This is a genomic window from Pseudomonas sp. S09G 359, assembly GCF_002843605.1.
Taxonomy (GTDB): domain Bacteria; phylum Pseudomonadota; class Gammaproteobacteria; order Pseudomonadales; family Pseudomonadaceae; genus Aquipseudomonas.
In genome coordinates, this window is record NZ_CP025263.1 from 4,780,089 (window position 1) to 4,797,889 (window position 17,801).

Here is a 17,801-nt window from a genome sequence, read left to right on the forward strand (position 1 = left end):
ATTCCACCCGCGCTTGCTGTGGGTCAATTCATTGCCGGTTGATCGGCTAGAATGGCCGTCTTGTGTTTACCGAGCCGCCCATGAACCCCATCTCCCACGCCCAGCTCGACTGGGATGACCAAGGCCGCCCGCACTCGCGGGTCTTCGATGACGTGTACTTCTCCGACCAGTCGGGCCTGGAAGAAACCCGCTACGTGTTCCTTGAGCAGAACCGTTTGCAGGAGCGCTTTGCCGCGCTGGCGGACGGCGGGCGGCTGGTGATCGGCGAAACCGGCTTCGGCACCGGCCTGAATTTCCTGTGTGCCTGGCAGTTGTTCGAGCAACACGCCGTGGCGGGGGCGCGCCTGCATTTTGTCAGCGTGGAAAAGTACCCGCTGAGCCACACCGACCTGCAACGCGCCCTGACCCTGTGGCCGGAGTTGAAACCCTTCGCCGATCAGTTGCTGGCCCAGTACATTGCCATCCACCAGGGCTTCCAGCGCCTGGTGCTGGATAACGGCCGCGTGACCCTGACCCTGTTGATCGGCGATGCCCTGGAGCAACTGCCGCAACTGGATGCACAGATTGACGCGTGGTTCCTCGACGGCTTCGCCCCGGCGAAAAACCCCGACATGTGGACCGCCGAGCTGTTCGCCGAACTGGCGCGGCTGGCGGCGCCGGGCTCGACCATCAGCACCTTTACCAGCACCGGCTGGGTGCGCCGGCTGATCAATGCCGCCGGGTTCAAGATGAAACGCACGCCAGGCATCGGCCACAAGTGGGAGATCCTGCGCGGCGAGTTTCTCGGCTGGCCCGCCGATACCCCCCCGCCCCCCGTGATCAAACCCTGGTTCGCCCGCCCTGCCCCCTTGGCCGGCGAGCGCCGCGCGCTGGTGATCGGCGGCGGCCTGGCCGGTTGCGCCACGGCCGCCAGCCTGGCGACGCGGGGCTGGCAGGTCAGTGTGCTGGAACGTCACGCCGGCTTGGCGCAGGAAGCCTCGGGCAATCCGCAGGGGGTGCTGTACCTCAAGCTCTCGGCCCACGGCACAGCGTTGTCGCAGATGATCGTCAGTGGTTTCGGGCATACCCGGCGTCTGCTCGAGCACCTGCAACGCGGGGTGGATTGGGATGGCTGCGGCGTGCTGCAACTGGGCTTCAACGCCAAGGAAGCCGAGCGCCAGGCGCAACTGGCCCAGGCGTTTGCGCCGGGCTTGCTGCACCTGCTGGATCAGGCCCAGGCCGAGGCCCAAGCCGGTGTGGCGCTCGAACATGGCGGGCTGTTTTTCCCCGAAGGCGGCTGGGTACACCCGCCCGCCCTGTGCGAATGGCAAGCCCGCCAGCCAGGCATCGCGGTGCTCACCCATCGTGACGTGCTGGAGCTGCGCAAGGCCGACGGCGCGTGGCAGGCGTGGGACGGCGACAGCTTGCTGGCAAGCGCCCCGGTGGTGGTGCTGGCCGGCGCCGCCGAGGTCAAGCGCTTTGCGCCGAGTGCCGAGTTGCCCCTCAAGCGCATTCGCGGGCAGATCACCCGCTTGCCGCAGACCGAGGCGAGCCAGGCCTTGGCCACCGTGGTGTGTGCCGAGGGCTATATGGCACCGGCGCGTCTGGGGGAGCACACCCTCGGCGCCAGCTTCGACTTCAAGAACGATGACCTGACGCCCACCGCCGCCGAACATGCGGGCAACCTGGCGATGCTGCAGGAAATCTCCCCCGACCTGGCGCAACGCCTGGGCGCCGGGCAACTGGCCCCCGAACACCTCGAAGGCCGCGCCGCGTTCCGCTGCACCAGCCCGGACTACCTGCCCATTGTCGGACCGCTGGCAGACCCGCAGCAATTCAGCGAGGCCTATGGCGTGCTGAGCAAAGACGCGCGCCAAGTGCCGGACACGCCCTGCCCGTGGCTCGACGGCCTGTACGTCAATAGCGGCCACGGCTCCCGCGGGCTGATCACCGCACCGTTATCCGGGGAGTTGCTGGCGGCCTGGCTGGACAACGAACCGTTGCCGCTGCCCAGAAGCGTGGCCGAAGCCTGCCATCCGAACCGTTTTGCCGTGCGCGGGTTGATTCGCGCCAAGGCTTAAAGCGGGCACTGCCCCGCCTGGGGTTTATCGCCATCCTCCAGGGCCTTGCGGGTCAGGCGGTCCACCAACTGCTCACGGGCTTGATGGTGGTCGTTCTGCACTTTGAGCGCCTGGGCGAGGTAGGTGCTGCTGGTCACCTCCAGCGCCTTGAGTTGCGTGTCGTACACCTGACTGACGCGGCTGAACTGCGCTGAGTGACGACGTTTGAGGTACTCCAGCCAGAAACCCTGGCGCGTCATAAAGCGCAACAGGTCCGAGGTCATCTCCCGCGTGCTGACCTGCGTCAACGCGTCTGTCAGGTCCTCTTGAGTCACGCCGCCCACCTCGCGGTAGGCAATCGTTTCCGGCTGCCCCGGCAAGTCCAGGGCCTTGGCCAGCCCACTGCGATACACCAGGCGCACGGCCAATTGGTCGGCGAGGTTTTTACGCCGGCTGAAGATGTCGGAAATGCTGTCGAGCTGCTCCAGGCGAAACAGTCCTCGCCCCAATTTCAGTAACGTTGCCACACTGGGTGTGCGGGTACCCGCCTCGTTCATGGCCTTATTGAGCATCACCGTGACTTCCATCTCACTGAAGCTGTAAGCCGCCGCGTCGACGCAATTGGGCTCGCCACTGGCCAGATTGAACAGCAACTCGCGTAACTCGCGATTCTCGGCGGCCGCCTCGATCACCTGCCACACCCGGCGCACCAGGTCTGCCCGCACTTGCTTGTATTGGGGGGTATTGACCAGTTGGCGCAGTACCGCAAAAAAGTCCGCGGACTGCCAATCGTCCTTGAGCAGCTCCCAGGTAACTTCACGTGCGCGGTACGCATCGGCAGTCTTGCCTTCCAGCCAGGCTTGCCGGGAACGTTGCTCGCTCAACAGCGCAATGTCGTCATCCTGCAAGCCCATGCCCACACCGGTGCGGCGCCGGTATTCGTCCAGGTCCTGGCGGCTCTTGGACGAGACCGGATTGAGCCGCAGGTTGATTTTCTCGGTCACCGCCACCGGCGCGGTAAACAGCTGCGAGGGCAATTCGACGATGTCGTTTTCGCGCAGGTTGGCATCCTCCAGATGCAAGCGCGTCAGCAAACCCTCGGGCAACTCACGGGCGCGGGTGTTGCGCAGGTTCAGGTATTGCAGCGCGTTCATTTGTTTGACCGACGGGGTCTCACCCAAAGGGTTGCTGCTCAGGTCCAGCGCGCGCAAACCGCTCATGGCCTGCAATTTTTTGGTGGTCGCGTCGCTGAGGTTAAGGCTGTTTTGCGCCAGGCTCAGGCGTTGCAACCAGGGCATATGGGACAACACTTCCGGCAGCCAGGTGAGCTGGTTCTTGTCCAATTCCAGTGAACGCAGGCCCTTGAACGCCTTGAGGAAGTAGGCGACGTCGTTATCCAGCGCCATGTTTTTCAGCGACAGCCGTTGCACGTGATCAAAGTTGATATCGGCCGGCAACGCCGGCAACTTGCCGACCCGCATGCCGTCAAGGCTCAAGCCATATACCTGCGCGCGGGCTTCATTGGGCAAACGCGTCTGACGGCGCCAGGCACTGCGTAAACGGTCGGTTACCTGACGCCGGCTGAGCTGATAGTCCTCCAGGCGCCCGGGAAGTTTTCGCATGTCGTCGTCACGCTGCATCCACGCCTTGAGTAGCGCATCAAGCCTGGCCAGTTGCTGCTCGCGCTGGCGCACTGCAAGTGCTCGTGACGGGTCGTCGAGGCCCAGGCTCATAACCGTTTCACGGGCCTGGCTCTCGCTGAAAAACGGGTACAGGCTTCTGATCTTGCGCATCATCCCGCGCTGTGCACGCGTGGTAACCGCCGGCGTCGGCGGTGAGTCCATGACTTGGCAAGCGCTTGCCGACACGACAGGCTCTTCAGGCCCTCTGCCACGCTCCGCCACGGCGCGATCAAGCAGGTGATAACGCAACCTTTGTGCATCTGACGCCGCACTGCCGCTGATGTCCAGGCCGGTTCGCATCTCCACGGGTAACGTTTGCAAGGTCGCTCGATAGAACGCCTGCGGGCCGCTGAACTGCTCGCCCAGGGCACGCCCGTCGGTTTCGAACGCCTGATAGCGCTCGCCGGTCTTGACCACCACCTGGGTCTTGGTGGCAGCCGAATTACCGATACGCTCCAGCACTGCCCCGCTGGCCGAGGCCTCGCGCAATTGCAACTGCAAGGTGTCGGGAAAACCAGGCAAATCCTGCAGCAGACGCCAGGAAAATCGATGAGCCTGCATATCCGCCAATTCCGGCATGTGGAAACTCGCCATCAGCCGCTCACGCTGTACCTGCGCGGCGGCCTCGCGGCCCGCCTGCGCGAGCGACAACGGCACGCGGCGTTCATCGCGCAGGTGGATTCGGTCAATACTGGCCGCGTTGTCGATCAGCTCCCTGGCAATGCTGGCAGGCAGGCCCGGCACGTTCTCGAGCAACCGCGACGGCTCTGCGCCCACCGGCTGGTCATAGTCGGCATACAGTTTCTGGAACAGGGGTTGGCGGTCGATCTTCAAGGTCTGCGCCAGGCGCCGCGCCAGTGCTTCGGCGTCGGTTTCACCCGTGCGCAGCGGCGTGTCACCCAGCAGCGTGTCCAGCTCGGCGCGGTACAGCCCCTCTGCCGCGCCCACCAGCACTTCGCCTTCTTCCCGTTGCTCCTGGCTGATCTGAACACTCAATTCGTTATCGGTACGCGCGGTCGCCGGGTAACGGATCAAGGCGTTACCCTCGGCGTGGAGCACCTCAAGGTAACGGCCTCGGGGCCACCCGGGCATCAACGGCAACGCCTGCAACTGCAAGGTAATATCCTCGGCCGTGTAGGGCTGACGCTGTTCTAGGCGGGCGATCAAGTCAGTGATTTTCTGATTCAGGGCGAACCGCTGAATGCTGTCGACAAAGCTCGCCGGCAGCTTGAGATTACCCTCGGCCCAGCGCTGCACCTGCGGCAGTTGCACATCACTAGCCTGACAGATCTGTTCCAGGCGGGTGTCGCTCAAAGCTACCAGCCGCGGGTCCAGACGCCGCAGGGCATAGAGTGTATTGCTCCACTCCTGCGGGCGCTCATGGAGCCCTCGCCAGCCTCCCGCGCTGTTGTGCAGCACCGGCGGCGCGTAGGCATCCGGGCGACGCGGATGACGAATACGCCACTGCCCCGAAGACGGGTCGAAACGCAGTGCGTGGGCGCGCCCGTCAATCCTGGCCCAAGGCCGCCCACCACTCCAATACACCCCCTGGTTATCGGGCGCGGTGGCGGTCAATGGCTGCTCATAGGGCTTGAGGCTTGTACGCCACAAGCGCCGCGTACCATCGCTCGCGTCAACTGCCTGGAAGTTGTCGATCAGCTCCAGATTATGTTGCGCAACCCGGCGCAAGCTGCCGACCACCTTGCCGCCTGCCACAAACGCGGCCATCGAGGCGACACTTTCCAGCACGTTGCGCAGGTGCGCGAGTGCTGCGCTGCGGTCTTCGTGGCGCCAGTCCTGCACACCCTCGTAGATCTCACCGAGCATTTGCCCAATCGCTACCCCGAGCATCAATTGCCCGATGACCGGTACAAAAAAACCAGCGAGGTTCAACAGGTCCAAGCCCCATGACTCATAGTCGCGCCAACGCTGGTCGCGCACCGCCTGGTCAAAGTCCGCGGTGGGGACTGCCAGCACGCGGCTGTCTTTTTGCAACTTGCCGATCAGGCTATTGAAAAAAAACTGGAACAGCCCGACGTTGATCGCCATCGGCTTGATCAGCCCCAGGGATTTGCCCACCGAGAACCGCTTGAAAAAACCCCCGCGGGACTCTTCATCAAGGTAACGCACGAAAAAATCGGCATAGCTTTTGACCTGCAGCTTTAACGTCAGGTAGGTCTGAAACGCGGCAAACGTGGGGTATTCGAAAATCGGTCGATAGGGCTCTCCCGGCATATAAACGATGCAGGGGGTTTGGGGATTGGTATCAATGGCGTCTTGGGAAAACACCACGATGCCCCACAAGCAACTGTCATGCACATCCAGCCCTTGCCACACCAGCGGTTTGCCACCATAGATTTCGCCGAGCACGCCGGCCTTGCTCAGGCTGGCACCCTGCCGGGTAAAGCCCAGGAGCAGCTTGAAGGCCGGCGCGGTGATATCCCCGCGCATGTACGCAAGGTACACATCCGTTGCCATGTCATAGACCTTGAGCTGCTTGATTTCGACGGCATCGGCGTTGTACAGCGACTCATCGGCCAACGGCACGGCCTGTTTGATCGCGCCACGCAGGTGCTCCTGGTAGCGTCGCCCCAGGTCAAGGCTGCGGCAGTAGGTCGCGAAGGCCGTAACGCTGATCTGGCTCACAACGGTATCGGTGTCGCGCCGGATCTGGCTGCCGCTCGGAAACCGCCGGCCCTGGGCCTCATCCTCGGAAAAATTCAGCATCGCCGCCTCGAGCAGCGTCCGGGTTTCGATGATCACTTGGGTCGTTGGCACACCGAACGTTGCGGTACCGCTGTCCAGCACATCCCAAGGCAGCCACAGATGATCGCGCCTGACGTCCAGGGCCACCCCGAACTGACGCTGCAGGCCACGGGTCAATTCGTCGGCGCAGAACTGATCAATACCTTTGATACGTTGCAGGATGGCATTGACCCTGGGCTCGTGGAGCCCGCCCAATTCATGCATTTTCTCCAGTTGCTCCAACAGTTCAGGTTTGGCCTCGAACAGCCAACGGGGGATTCGTTGTTGCAGTACATCGGCTTTATCCAAGTCGCCGGTCAACTCCAACAGGGTGGATGAGAGCAGTGCCGGGGTCAGTTGAGCGGGCACGGAAACGGGATCGGGCATCGGCAATATCCTTGTTGCGCAGAAGTGAACCCGCACCATAACCATCCGTCGCACGCGGCCTCAGGTAACTATGTGGCACACGCGTCAGCTGCGCCGCTGCTGCGCGCCGGCCCCAGCTGAAAACCCTGCTTATAACCGATCGTTCTAAAACTCCCTGGATTCACCCGTGTCAGTTTCTGGGTAGCCGCCATTTGACGCGGCCCCCCTGAACTCTCCCCAACGGAAAAACCGGTAAGGAATTTATGTGCGGATTAGCTGGCGAGTTACGCTTTGATCAACAACCTGCCGACCTGGCAGCGGTGGAACGAATCACCCATCACCTCGCCCCACGAGGCCCCGACGCATGGGGCTTCCACGCCCAAGGGCCGATTGCCCTGGGCCATCGACGCCTGAAAATCATGGACCTGTCGGACGGCTCCGCCCAACCGATGGTCGACGCCCAATTAGGGCTGTCCCTGGCATTCAACGGCGCGATCTACAATTTCCCGGAATTACGCGAAGAGCTGGAAGCCCTGGGCTACGCCTTCTATTCCGGCGGCGACACCGAAGTGCTGCTCAAGGGTTATCACGCCTGGGGCGAGGCACTGCTGCCCAAGCTCAATGGCATGTTCGCGTTCGCCATCTGGGAACGCGACGCCCAGCGTCTGTTCATCGCCCGTGACCGCCTGGGCGTGAAGCCGTTGTACCTGTCGCGTACCGGCCAGCGCCTGCGATTTGCCTCGGCGTTGCCGGCGCTGCTGAAAGGAGGCGATATCAACCCGATCCTCGACCCGGTCGCGCTTAATCACTACCTGAACTTCCACGCCGTGGTACCTGCGCCGCGTACTTTACTGGCGGGCATTGAAAAACTGCCGCCGGCCAGCTGGCTGCGCATCGATGCCAAGGGCAACACCGAACAGAAAACCTGGTGGACCCTGCCCTACGGCCCGCATGACGATGAGAAAAACCTGACGCTGGAAGACTGGACCGACCGCGTGCTCGACAGCACCCGCGAAGCCGTGGCGATTCGCCAACGCGCCGCCGTGGATGTCGGCGTGCTGCTCTCCGGCGGCGTCGATTCGAGCATGCTCGTCGGCCTGCTGCGGGAAGTCGGCGTGCAAGACCTGTCGACCTTCTCCATCGGTTTTGAAGACGCCGGTGGCGAGGCTGGCAACGAGTTTCAATACTCGGACCTGATCGCCAAGCACTACGGTACGCAACACCATCAATTGCGCATCGCCGAAAGCGAGATCATCGAGCAACTGCCGGCCGCGTTCCGCGCCATGAGCGAGCCGATGGTCAGCCACGACTGCATCGCCTTCTACCTGCTGTCGCGGGAAGTGGCCAAGCATTGCAAGGTAGTACAGAGCGGCCAGGGCGCCGACGAATTGTTCGCCGGTTACCACTGGTACCCGCAGGTGGACGGCGCCAGCGACCCGTATGCGGCCTACCGCGAGGCGTTTTTCGACCGCAGCTACGACGACTACGCCGCCACCGTCGCGCCGAAATGGCTGACCGCCAACGACGCCGCCGGTGACTTTGTGCGCGAACATTTCGCCATGCCCGGTGCCGACGCGGCCGTAGACAAGGCCCTGCGCCTGGACAGCACGGTGATGCTGGTGGACGACCCGGTCAAACGTGTCGACAACATGACCATGGCCTGGGGCCTGGAAGCACGCACGCCATTCCTGGACTACCGCCTGGTGGAGCTGTCGGCCCGTGTACCGGGCAAATTCAAGCTGCCGGACGGTGGCAAGCAAGTGTTGAAAGAAGCCGCGCGCCGAGTCATCCCCAGCGAAGTCATCGACCGCAAAAAAGGTTACTTCCCGGTGCCCGGCCTCAAGCATTTGCAAGGCGACACCCTGAACTGGGTACGCGAACTGCTGCTGGACCCGAGCCAGGATCGTGGCCTGTTCAACCCGGCCATGCTCGACCGCCTGCTCACCGACCCGCAAGGCCAATTGACCCCGCTGCGCGGCTCCAAGCTGTGGCAACTGGCGGCGCTGAACCTGTGGCTCAGCGAACAAGGAATCTGATTGATGAAACCCCATGCAGCGGCTTACAACCAACGCTTGCTCAAGGGCCAGGCGCCGTCCTACGAGCGCCTGCAAGCCCGACTGGCCGAAGATGGCAGCCCGCAGAATGCTGAACCGATTGCCGTGCACTGCGGCTGGGGCCGCTTGTTGATCGGGCATACCTTCCCCGACCCGGCCAGCCTGGCCCTGGAGCTGCTCAACGAGCAGCCTGGCGAACGCGATATTGCACTGTACGTGGCCGCGCCCCAGCAGATTCTCGGGATCGACCCGCAGCAGCTGTTTCTGGACCCATCCGACACCCTGCGCCTGTGGTTCACCGACTACCGCCCGGCCACCCGCGTGTTTCGCGGTTTTCGTATTCGCCGGGTGCAGACCGAGGCCGACTGGCTGGCGGTCAATCAGCTGTACCAGGGGCGCGGCATGTTGCCAGTCGACGCCGAACGCCTCACGCCGCGCCATCAGGGCGGCCCGGTGTACTGGCTGGCCGAGGATGAAGACAGCGGCGCGGTGATCGGCAGCGTGATGGGCCTCAACCATCAGAAAGCCTTCCACGACCCGGAAAACGGTTGCAGCCTGTGGTGCCTGGCCGTCGACCCGCAATGCACCCGCCCCGGCGTGGGCGAAGTGCTGGTGCGCCACTTGGTGGAACACTTCATGAGCCGTGGCCTGAGCTACCTCGACCTGTCGGTGCTGCACGATAACCGCCAGGCCAAGAACCTCTACGCCAAGCTTGGTTTCCGTGCGCTGACCACTTTTGCGATCAAGCGCAAGAACGGCATCAACCAGCCGCTGTTCCTCGGCCCCGGGCCGCAGGCGGGGTTCAACCCGTATGCGCGGATCATTGTCGAAGAGGCGCACCGGCGCGGTATTGATGTGCAGGTGGATGACGCCGATGCCGGCCTGTTCACCCTCAGCCATGGCGGGCGCCGCGTGCGTTGCCGCGAGTCATTGAGCGACCTGACCAGCGCGATCAGCATGACCCTGTGCCAGGACAAAAGCCTGACCCACAAGGTGTTGAAAGCCGCCGGCTTGAAACTGCCGGCGCAGCAATTAGCCGGCAGCGCCGACGACAACCTGGAATTCCTCGACGAGCACCAGCGCATCGTCGTCAAGCCGCTGGATGGCGAACAGGGCCAAGGCGTGGCGGTGGATTTGCAGGGCATCGAAGAAGTGCAACAGGCCATCGAAGCCGCGCGGCAGTTCGACAGCCGCGTGCTGCTGGAAAGCTTCCACGAGGGCCTGGACCTGCGCATCCTGGTGATCGGTTTCGAGGTGGTCGCCGCTGCGATTCGCCGCCCCGCCGAGGTGACCGGCGACGGCCACCACTCGATCCGCGCTTTGATCGACGCCCAGAGCCGGCGCCGCCAGGCAGCTACCGACGGCGAGAGCAAAATCCCCGTCGACGCCGAAACCGAGCGCACCTTGGCCGCCGCCGGCTACGACTACAACAGCATCCTGCCGCGTGGCCAGACCCTGGCGGTGCGCCGCACTGCCAACCTGCACACCGGCGGTTGCCTGGAAGACGTCACTGCAATCCTGCACCCCACGCTGGTGGACGCCGCCGTCCGCGCAGCCCGCGCCCTCGACATCCCCATGGTCGGCCTGGACCTGATGGTGCCCGCCGCCGATCAACCCGAATACGTATTTATCGAAGCCAATGAACGGGCCGGCCTGGCCAACCACGAACCGCAACCGACCGCCGAGAAATTTGTGGATTTGCTGTTTCCCCACAGTCAGCCGACCGCCCAATAAGCTGTGGCCACCGAGCGTGTGTGGCGAGCGGGCTTGCCCGCGTTGGGCTGCGAAGCGGCCCCAAAACCTGCCAATGCGTTCTGGCTGAACGAACGCGGCGCCTGGATAAGGGCTGCTTCGCAGCCCAACGCGGGCAAGCCCGCTCGCCACATAAGCCAAGCGTTCTAGCCACATAAGCCCGCTCGCCGCAGGAGCGCGCACCATTTACCAGGAGTCTTTATGAGCCGAACCATCCCCGAACCGGACCTCAACTACCTGCAAAAAGTACTGCTGGAAATGCTCGCCATTCCCAGCCCCACGGGCTTTACCGACACCATCGTGCGCTATGTCGCCGAGCGCCTGGAAGAACTCGGCATCCCATTTGAAATGACCCGGCGTGGCACCATCCGCGCCACCCTCAAGGGCCAGAAAAACAGCCCCGACCGCGCGGTGTCCGCGCACCTCGATACCATCGGCGCCGCCGTGCGTGCGATCAAGGACAACGGCCGCCTGAGCCTGGCGCCGGTGGGCTGCTGGTCGAGCCGTTTTGCCGAAGGCAGCCGCGTCAGCCTGTTTACCGACAATGGCGTGATCCGTGGCAGCGTGTTGCCGTTGATGGCCTCCGGGCATGCGTTCAACACCGCCGTGGATGAAATGCCGGTGAGCTGGGACCATGTGGAACTGCGCCTGGACGCGTACTGCGCCACCCGTGCCGACTGCGATTCCCTGGGGATCGGCATCGGCGACTACGTGGCCTTCGACCCGCTGCCCGAGTTCACCGAGAGCGGGCATATCAGCGCGCGCCACCTGGATGACAAGGCCGGCGTCGCTGCCCTGCTGGCGGCGCTCAAGGCCATCGTCGACAGTGGCGAACCCTTGCTGATCGACTGCCACCCGCTGTTCACCATCACCGAGGAAACCGGCAGCGGTGCTGCGGCCGCGCTACCCTGGGATGTGAGTGAATTTGTCGGCATCGACATCGCCCCGGTCGCGCCCGGCCAGCATTCCAGCGAACACGCGGTCAGCGTGGCGATGCAGGATTCCGGCGGGCCCTATGACTATCACCTGTCGCGGCACCTGCTGCGCCTGGCGGCGGATAACGAACTGCCGGTGCGCCGCGACCTGTTCCGTTATTACTTCAGCGACGCCCACTCGGCCGTGACCGCCGGCCATGACATCCGCACTGCCCTGCTGGCGTTTGGTTGCGATGCAACCCACGGCTACGAGCGCACCCATATCGACAGCCTGGCCGCGCTGAGCCGCCTGTTGGGCGCCTACATCCTCAGCCCGCCGGTGTTCGCCAGCGATGCACAACCGGCCCAGGGTTCACTGGATCGGTTCAGTCATCAGATCGAACATGAAACGCAGATGGAGAGCGACACACGCGTGCCCTCGGTGGACAGCCTGGTAGGCAACAAAACCTGATACTGGCAACTGAGCTCCCGGCGCAGTAGCATCGCCGGGATTCTCTACTTGAGGCTTGTATGCTGATTCCCTACGACGCACTTGAAGTCGACACCCTGACCCGCCTCATCGAAGACTTCGTAACCCGCGACGGCACCGACAACGGCGACGACACGCCCCTGGAAACCCGCGTGCTGCGTGTACGCCAGGCGCTGACCAAAGGCCAGGCACTCATCGTATTCGACCCCGAAAGCGAGCAGTGCCAGTTGATGCTCAAGCACGACGTGCCCAAGCATCTGTTCGACTGACCGTGTAGCTCAGGGGTTGGGCACGACCACCGGATGGGTGGCGGCGCCCTGGCGTTGGAGGATTTTCTGGTAGACCTCGGCACGGTGTACATGCACCCCGGCCGGCGCTACCACGCCAAATTTCACCTGGGTGCCGTTCACTTCGAGGATATGCACGGCGATGTCATCGCCAATCGAGATGATTTCGCCTACAGCGCGGCTTAAGACCAGCATGGCGGTTGTCCTTTGTGCAATGACAGGACCCCGACCATGCGCGCTGGCGGTACAGCCATCAATGCCCTGCATTAAAATCAGGCAGTACCTACGCGCGAAGGTAATTTGCCTTACGGACAACTACCCAATCAGCCCTTAGCTGCCTGTGCCTTGGCGCGCATCTTGTCCGCCATGCTTGTCATCTCGTCATACAGCAACTGTGGGTTTTTCTGCTTCAAGGCCCACGCCATCCGCCCTTGCTCATGGGGCAGGATCATGAACTCACCTTCCGCCACCTGCTGATAGATGTAATCGGCGATGTCAGCCGCCGAAATCGGCGAGCTCTCGAGCAACTTGCCCACCTGCGCCTTCATCGCCGGAGTCGGCCCACGGAACGAGTCCAGCAAGTTGGTCTGGAAGAAAGATGGGCACACCACATGCACCCCGACTTCCTGCTGCTTGAGCTCCACCAGCAAACTCTCCGACAGCGCCACCACGCCCGCCTTGGCCACGTTGTAGTTGCTCATGGCCGGCCCCTGCATCAGCGCCGCCATGGAGGCGATGTTGATGATACGGCCCTTGCTCTGCTCCAGCAGCGGCAGGAACGCCTTGCAGCCCTTGACCACGCCCATCAGGTTGATTGCGATCTGCCAGTCCCAATCCTCCAGGGACAGCTCGGCGAAGAACCCGCCCGAGGCCACACCGGCATTGTTGACGATCACATCGATGCCGCCCAGTTTCACCTCGCAGGCCTGGGCAAACGCCGTGAGCTGGCTGTAGTCGCGTACGTCGCAGCGCTGGGTAAAGCCCTCGCCGCCGGCTTCGCGTACGAGCTTCAGGGTTTCCTGCAAGCCCGGCTCGCTGACGTCCGACAAGGCCAACTGCCAGCCCTCACGGGCCCAGCGCAGAGCGATTTCACGACCCAGGCCGGACCCGGCGCCAGTGATCATCATGCGATTTTGCATAGGTAGTAGCCTTGTGGTTCACAGAAGAAGTGATCGGCAGTGTAGCGAAGGTTTTTCCCACACCCACGCACCATCAGAGTGATGAATGCCCCAGGCAAACCACAGGCCGGGTCGGAGGCTGGCGCATAGACTAAGTTCAATATTTTTCAACTAACAACGTGGTTTTGCGAACGCATTAAAAGAAATAAGCGAGTTCGCAAAATGCTTTAAAAAAATACTGAATTTTTCACAACTCAGCGCAGTCGGAGTTTTTAAGGCGCCGGCAATTAAATCAGCGGTGCTAACGTTAAATCTTCAGTCCTTGCACAAGGCCTATAAGGAAATAAACCCATGAGCCTCATTCTAATTATCATCCTGATCCTGCTGCTGGTCGGTGGTCTGCCAGTGTTCCCGCACTCCCGCAACTGGGGTTATGGCCCGTCGGGTATCCTCGGTGTTGTCCTGGTGGTACTGCTGGTGCTGTTGTTGCTCGGTCGGATATAAAACCGGCGCAAAAAAAAGAGGCCTTGATGGCCTCTTTTTTTATGCGCGGTTAGTTAGTCCGGCTTACCGTTAACTACACCGGCGGTGTTATCCAACAGGCTCTTGGTCGCGGTTTGCAGGAACGACTCGAGTTTCTGCTTCAACGCCGCCTCGTCCGGGGACTCAGGAATCACTTTACCGGTCGGGTTGGCGCCCAGTTCGTATTCCCACAGCTTCGGTGGCATTTCCTTAGGCAGTACCAGGATGCGGTCAGCGGTAACCAGTGCAACGGTCTGGTCGCTGCCCGACGGCTTGATCACGCCAAAGCCCTTGTCGCCTTCCGGCAGGTTCAGCAGGTCGCGACCCCAGCACTGGTGCAGGGTGTCGCCACCGAGGCGGCCCATAATGGTCGGCACGATGTCGATCTGAGTGCCCACGGTGTGGTCACGCTCGCCGAATTTCTCCTGCATGCCCGGTGCGATCATCAGCATCGGCACGTTGAAGCGGCCCAGGTCCATCTCGGTGATCTGCTGTTCGTTGCCGAAGCCGTGGTCGCCCACGATCACGAACAGGGTTTCCTTGAAGTACGGCTCTTTACGGGCCTTTTCAAAGAACTGGCCCAGGGCCCAGTCGGAGTAGCGCATGGCCGTCAAATGCTCGTTGAGGCTGCCACGGTCGGTGACTTTCTCGACCGGCAATGGCGTCGGCAACGCATACGGCGTGTGGTTGGACAGGGTTTGCAGCAGTGCGTAGAACGGCTTGCCGCCTTCACGGGCTTTCAACTCTTCCAGGCCACGGTTGAACATGTCCTGGTCGGACACGCCCCACGTCGGGTCGGAGAACACCGGGTCGACGAAGTCGTTACGCCCGATGAAGTTGGTCATGCCCTGGTTGCTGAAGAAGCCCGACTGGTTGTCCCAGGCGAAGTCGCCGTTGTAGACATACACGTCGTTAAAGTCACGGGCGCTGAGCAACTGCGGCAAGCCGGACAGCTTGTGGCTGCCTTCCGGGGTCTGCATCAGGTATTCGAAGCCTGGCAGGTTCGGGAAGCAAGCCATAGTGGCAAACATACCCTGGTGGGTGTGGGTACCGTTGGAGAAGAAACGGTCGAACAGCAGGCCTTCCTTGGACAATTTGTCGAAGGCTGGCGTGATGTTGCCCGGGCGGCCCAATGCGCCTACCGAGTGACCGGCGAAGCTTTCCATCAGGATCACGACCACGTTCTTGATCGGCAGGGTCTTCTCGGCCGGTGGTGTGTAGTCACGGCGCACGGCGGCGATGTCGGTATCCACCAGCTTCTCTTGCGGCAGCACCAGCATGTCACGCACGGTCTGGGTGGCCAGCGGTTGGTCGAGGGTCGCCTTCCAGATATTGGAACGGTCTTCACCAAACCGCGCCTTGGCTGCGCCAATCAACGACAAGGTGCCATTGAGGCCCAACTGGTTGGCGAAGTTCGAGTCGGTGGTGTACACATCGCCCCAACGCAGCGGCGGGCCTTGGCGCAGGGTGCCACGGGCGGCAACCACGGCGATCAACAGGCAGACCACGAACACCGCGATGCGGCTGTACCACGGCGCAACCTGGCGCGTGCCGACGCTGCCACCGCTGAATGGGCCGCGCGGGCGAGTGGCGCGGTCTGCGCCTTTGAACGCGATGCTCAGGATCAGCGTGCCCACGGCCCAGGCCAGCAGGTAGCGCACCACTGGGAAACCGTACCAGAGCATGCTCATCACGGTTTTCGGGTCTTCCTTCACGTACTGGAACACCAGGCCGTTGAGGCGCTGGTGGAACTCGCGGTAGAAGTCCATCTCCATCAGGCCAAGGAACAGCGCAATGCTCGACGCAACCGTCAGCCAGAGCCGGAACAGCCCACGCGCCGCCATGGCCCGGACGCTGAACAGCGCCAGCAGCAACGGAATGATCAGGTACACCACCAGGCGGATATCGAGACGCAGGCCGTTGGCGAACGCTTCGAGGAAGGTCGAGGCCGGCGTGTCGAGGATCATCTCGCGGTTGTACACCAGCAGCGCCAGGCGCAGCAGGGAGAACATCACCATCATGACCAGTGCGCAGAGCAGCGTGTACGCCAGATGGGATTTGACGGTCGGTTGCAGCAGGCGATTAGAAGCTCGCTGCTGACTCAGGGCGTCCGGGTTTGCCATGTCGTTTCAGGACCCATTGGAAGTTTAAGTGACGAAAAATCGCAGTGGCGCGAATGGTGCCCGATCAGTCACAGCAAGGCTATTAATTACTGAACGAGCACTGCTGCACCGCCTTTAATGGCAGGCAGATATAGCCGGCAAATTGTCTTGGATGGGATGTGAAAATTGTGTGCAGCGAATATTTCGATACACAAATCTGCCAGACACGCTGAAACCAAATGTGGGAGGGGGCTTGCCCCCGATAGCGGTTTTTCAGTGCCAGATGAGTGGCTGATACACCGCCATCGGGGGCAAGCCCCCTCCCACATGTTCCGTGCTCACTCGAGATGGAGTGAGCGGCAGGATCAGATCCGCACGTTACCGCGCGGCCCGGCAATCGCCCAGATGATCAGGCCCAGCACCGGCAGCAACAGGATCAACAGGATCCACAACACTTTGGCGCCCGTGCTGGCGCCGCTTTTGAACACATTGATGATCGCCCAGATGTCCAGCGCGAGGATGATCAGCCCGATCAAGCTATTAAAGGTGGAACCCATGGTGTCGCTCCTAAGTGAGGGCATGCACTTGTAGGATAGTCAGCCCTGCCAGGGGTTCCGCTTTATTTCACACGTGAACCGCGACCTTCAGCGCTTCCAGCGACGGCTCGGCCTTGATGCCGACTTCGGCGCACAGTTCCAGCACGCGCGGCAGGTCGTTGCCGTAGACCAGCACGGCCTGGATCTCGTCATCCAGCAGTTGGCTGAAGTTAAGCAGCACATAGCCACCGTCTTCCGGGCTGAGGGCGCTCATCTGGATCTGGATGCGGTTGAGTGCGGTGAGGTCTTCGGTCTTGGCCAGTTGCTTGGGCTTGAGGTTGAAGGCCACGCCCGGGCCGAACGAGGCAACGATCTGCGCGAACAGGTCACCATAGGTATCGGCCTGGAACAGCACCGTCTCCGGCAGGCTGCCGACTACTACCCACTCCCCCAGCGGGATCGGGAAGGTGTCGTCGTAGTTGATATCCGGGTTGGCCGCCAGAAACGCTACCGGGTCGGCGTAGGCTTGGGCGGCTTCTTCGGCGATGCGCGCCACCTCGTCCTCGCCCATGACCCCGGCGCTGATTTTGCTGATGAGTTCGACGAGGGCGGTTTTCATGGGGTAATCCTGTAGCGGGCTGGTTTTTGAGGGCGCAAAGCCTACACCAGTTTCTGCAACTGCGCCGCCGTATCCGCTGCGCCCATGGTTTGCGCGGCTGCCAGCGCGGTTGCACCCTGGGCATCGGTGGCCTTGGGGTTGGCGCCTTGGCCGAGCAGGTAGTCGAGCATTTCCACGCGGTTGAACATGGCTGCCAGCATCAGTGCGGTACGGCCGTCGGACGATGCCGCCTCCACGGGCGTGCCACCTTCGATCAATGCCTTGACCACGGGCAGGTTGCCCTTGAAGGCCGCGCCGGCAATCGGCAGTTGGTTCTTGTCATTGGCGATCAGCGGGTCGGCCTTGAACTCCAACAGCACTTTTACCGCCTCGGCATGGCCGTGGTAGGCCGCCAGCATCAGCAAGGTATCGCCGTTGTGATTGCGCAAGTTGGCTGGCAAGCCCTTGGCCAGCAGCGCCGCGAGCATCGCCGCGTCGCCACGGCGGGCCACGTCGAAGACCTGTTCGGCAAACTCGGCGGCTTCGTCTTCGGTCATTTGTTTAGGCTGGTCTGACATGTGGGGCTCCTTAAATCG

13 protein-coding genes are annotated in these 17,801 nt (G+C 62.4%); 6 read left to right on the forward strand and 7 right to left on the reverse strand.

All coding sequences use genetic code 11. From position 1 onward, the window contains the following. Positions 1-80: 80 nt before the first annotated feature. Positions 81-2,060 carry a bifunctional tRNA (5-methylaminomethyl-2-thiouridine)(34)-methyltransferase MnmD/FAD-dependent 5-carboxymethylaminomethyl-2-thiouridine(34) oxidoreductase MnmC gene (gene mnmC / locus CXQ82_RS21790; RefSeq protein WP_101272243.1) on the forward strand — a complete coding sequence of 660 codons (1,980 nt, stop codon included), beginning with the start codon at positions 81-83 and terminating at the stop codon, positions 2,058-2,060. On the opposite strand, the gene CXQ82_RS21795 is transcribed toward mnmC, so the two are convergent. Beyond that, the gene (locus CXQ82_RS21795) at positions 2,057-6,853 is read right to left on the reverse strand and encodes an NEL-type E3 ubiquitin ligase domain-containing protein (protein WP_157832187.1); all 4,797 of its coding nucleotides are present in this window, start codon (positions 6,851-6,853) and stop codon (positions 2,057-2,059) included. The genes mnmC and CXQ82_RS21795 overlap by 4 nt on opposite strands. Positions 6,854-7,095: 242 nt before the next feature. Here CXQ82_RS21795 and CXQ82_RS21800 point away from each other — a divergent pair, with 242 nt between their 5' ends. From CXQ82_RS21800 to CXQ82_RS21815, 4 genes are all read left to right on the forward strand, one after another. After that, positions 7,096-8,868, forward strand: a complete 1,773-nt coding sequence (locus CXQ82_RS21800; protein WP_101272245.1) for an N-acetylglutaminylglutamine amidotransferase — start codon at positions 7,096-7,098, stop codon at positions 8,866-8,868. A 3-nt stretch (positions 8,869-8,871) separates the two neighbouring features. Continuing rightward, entirely contained in the window at positions 8,872-10,620 is a 1,749-nt protein-coding gene (ngg, locus tag CXQ82_RS21805) for an N-acetylglutaminylglutamine synthetase (protein ID WP_101272246.1), read from the forward strand. Between the two features lie 219 nt (positions 10,621-10,839). Further along, a complete protein-coding gene (locus CXQ82_RS21810; RefSeq protein ID WP_101272247.1) occupies positions 10,840-12,024 on the forward strand; it encodes an osmoprotectant NAGGN system M42 family peptidase in 1,185 nt (394 codons plus the stop codon). A 59-nt stretch (positions 12,025-12,083) separates the two neighbouring features. Further along, entirely contained in the window at positions 12,084-12,311 is a 228-nt protein-coding gene (locus tag CXQ82_RS21815; protein WP_003192759.1) for a YheU family protein, read from the forward strand. Positions 12,312-12,320: 9 nt separating this feature from the next. Here CXQ82_RS21815 and csrA read toward each other — a convergent pair whose 3' ends face one another. Together csrA and CXQ82_RS21825 are read right to left on the reverse strand one after the other, a co-directional pair. Further along, positions 12,321-12,524 carry a carbon storage regulator CsrA gene (gene csrA, locus CXQ82_RS21820; protein WP_101272248.1) on the reverse strand — a complete coding sequence of 68 codons (204 nt, stop codon included), beginning with the start codon at positions 12,522-12,524 and terminating at the stop codon, positions 12,321-12,323. A gap of 128 nt (positions 12,525-12,652) precedes the next feature. Next, entirely contained in the window at positions 12,653-13,468 is an 816-nt protein-coding gene (locus tag CXQ82_RS21825; protein ID WP_101272249.1) for an SDR family oxidoreductase, read from the reverse strand. 330 nt (positions 13,469-13,798) lie between these two features. Between CXQ82_RS21825 and CXQ82_RS21830 the strand changes: the two genes are divergently transcribed. Continuing rightward, entirely contained in the window at positions 13,799-13,951 is a 153-nt protein-coding gene (locus CXQ82_RS21830) for a DUF3309 family protein (protein WP_015885095.1), read from the forward strand. A gap of 53 nt (positions 13,952-14,004) precedes the next feature. On the opposite strand, the gene CXQ82_RS21835 is transcribed toward CXQ82_RS21830, so the two are convergent. The 4 genes from CXQ82_RS21835 to CXQ82_RS21850 all read right to left on the reverse strand — a co-directional run bounded on the left by CXQ82_RS21835 (position 14,005) and on the right by CXQ82_RS21850 (position 17,783). After that, positions 14,005-16,092, reverse strand: a complete 2,088-nt coding sequence (locus CXQ82_RS21835) for an LTA synthase family protein (RefSeq protein ID WP_101272250.1) — start codon at positions 16,090-16,092, stop codon at positions 14,005-14,007. Positions 16,093-16,436: 344 nt separating this feature from the next. After that, complete coding sequence (locus CXQ82_RS21840) at positions 16,437-16,628, reverse strand: PLDc N-terminal domain-containing protein (protein ID WP_003192770.1); 192 nt, start codon at positions 16,626-16,628, stop codon at positions 16,437-16,439. 67 nt (positions 16,629-16,695) lie between these two features. Then, on the reverse strand, positions 16,696-17,226 hold the full coding sequence (locus CXQ82_RS21845) for a hypothetical protein (protein ID WP_101272251.1): 531 nt from the start codon (positions 17,224-17,226) through the stop codon (positions 16,696-16,698). Between the two features lie 41 nt (positions 17,227-17,267). Then, a complete protein-coding gene (locus CXQ82_RS21850; RefSeq protein ID WP_101272252.1) occupies positions 17,268-17,783 on the reverse strand; it encodes an ankyrin repeat domain-containing protein in 516 nt (171 codons plus the stop codon). Positions 17,784-17,801: the final 18 nt, after the last annotated feature.

Coding starts and splice junctions, on each gene's coding strand:
- mnmC (WP_101272243.1), top strand. CDS start 81: ATGAACCCCATCTCCCACGCCCAGCTCGACTGGGATGACCAAGGCCGC.
- CXQ82_RS21795 (WP_157832187.1), bottom strand. CDS start 6,853: ATGCCCGATCCCGTTTCCGTGCCCGCTCAACTGACCCCGGCACTGCTC.
- CXQ82_RS21800 (WP_101272245.1), top strand. CDS start 7,096: ATGTGCGGATTAGCTGGCGAGTTACGCTTTGATCAACAACCTGCCGAC.
- ngg (WP_101272246.1), top strand. CDS start 8,872: ATGAAACCCCATGCAGCGGCTTACAACCAACGCTTGCTCAAGGGCCAG.
- CXQ82_RS21810 (WP_101272247.1), top strand. CDS start 10,840: ATGAGCCGAACCATCCCCGAACCGGACCTCAACTACCTGCAAAAAGTA.
- CXQ82_RS21815 (WP_003192759.1), top strand. CDS start 12,084: ATGCTGATTCCCTACGACGCACTTGAAGTCGACACCCTGACCCGCCTC.
- csrA (WP_101272248.1), bottom strand. CDS start 12,524: ATGCTGGTCTTAAGCCGCGCTGTAGGCGAAATCATCTCGATTGGCGAT.
- CXQ82_RS21825 (WP_101272249.1), bottom strand. CDS start 13,468: ATGCAAAATCGCATGATGATCACTGGCGCCGGGTCCGGCCTGGGTCGT.
- CXQ82_RS21830 (WP_015885095.1), top strand. CDS start 13,799: ATGAGCCTCATTCTAATTATCATCCTGATCCTGCTGCTGGTCGGTGGT.
- CXQ82_RS21835 (WP_101272250.1), bottom strand. CDS start 16,092: ATGGCAAACCCGGACGCCCTGAGTCAGCAGCGAGCTTCTAATCGCCTG.
- CXQ82_RS21840 (WP_003192770.1), bottom strand. CDS start 16,628: ATGGGTTCCACCTTTAATAGCTTGATCGGGCTGATCATCCTCGCGCTG.
- CXQ82_RS21845 (WP_101272251.1), bottom strand. CDS start 17,226: ATGAAAACCGCCCTCGTCGAACTCATCAGCAAAATCAGCGCCGGGGTC.
- CXQ82_RS21850 (WP_101272252.1), bottom strand. CDS start 17,783: ATGTCAGACCAGCCTAAACAAATGACCGAAGACGAAGCCGCCGAGTTT.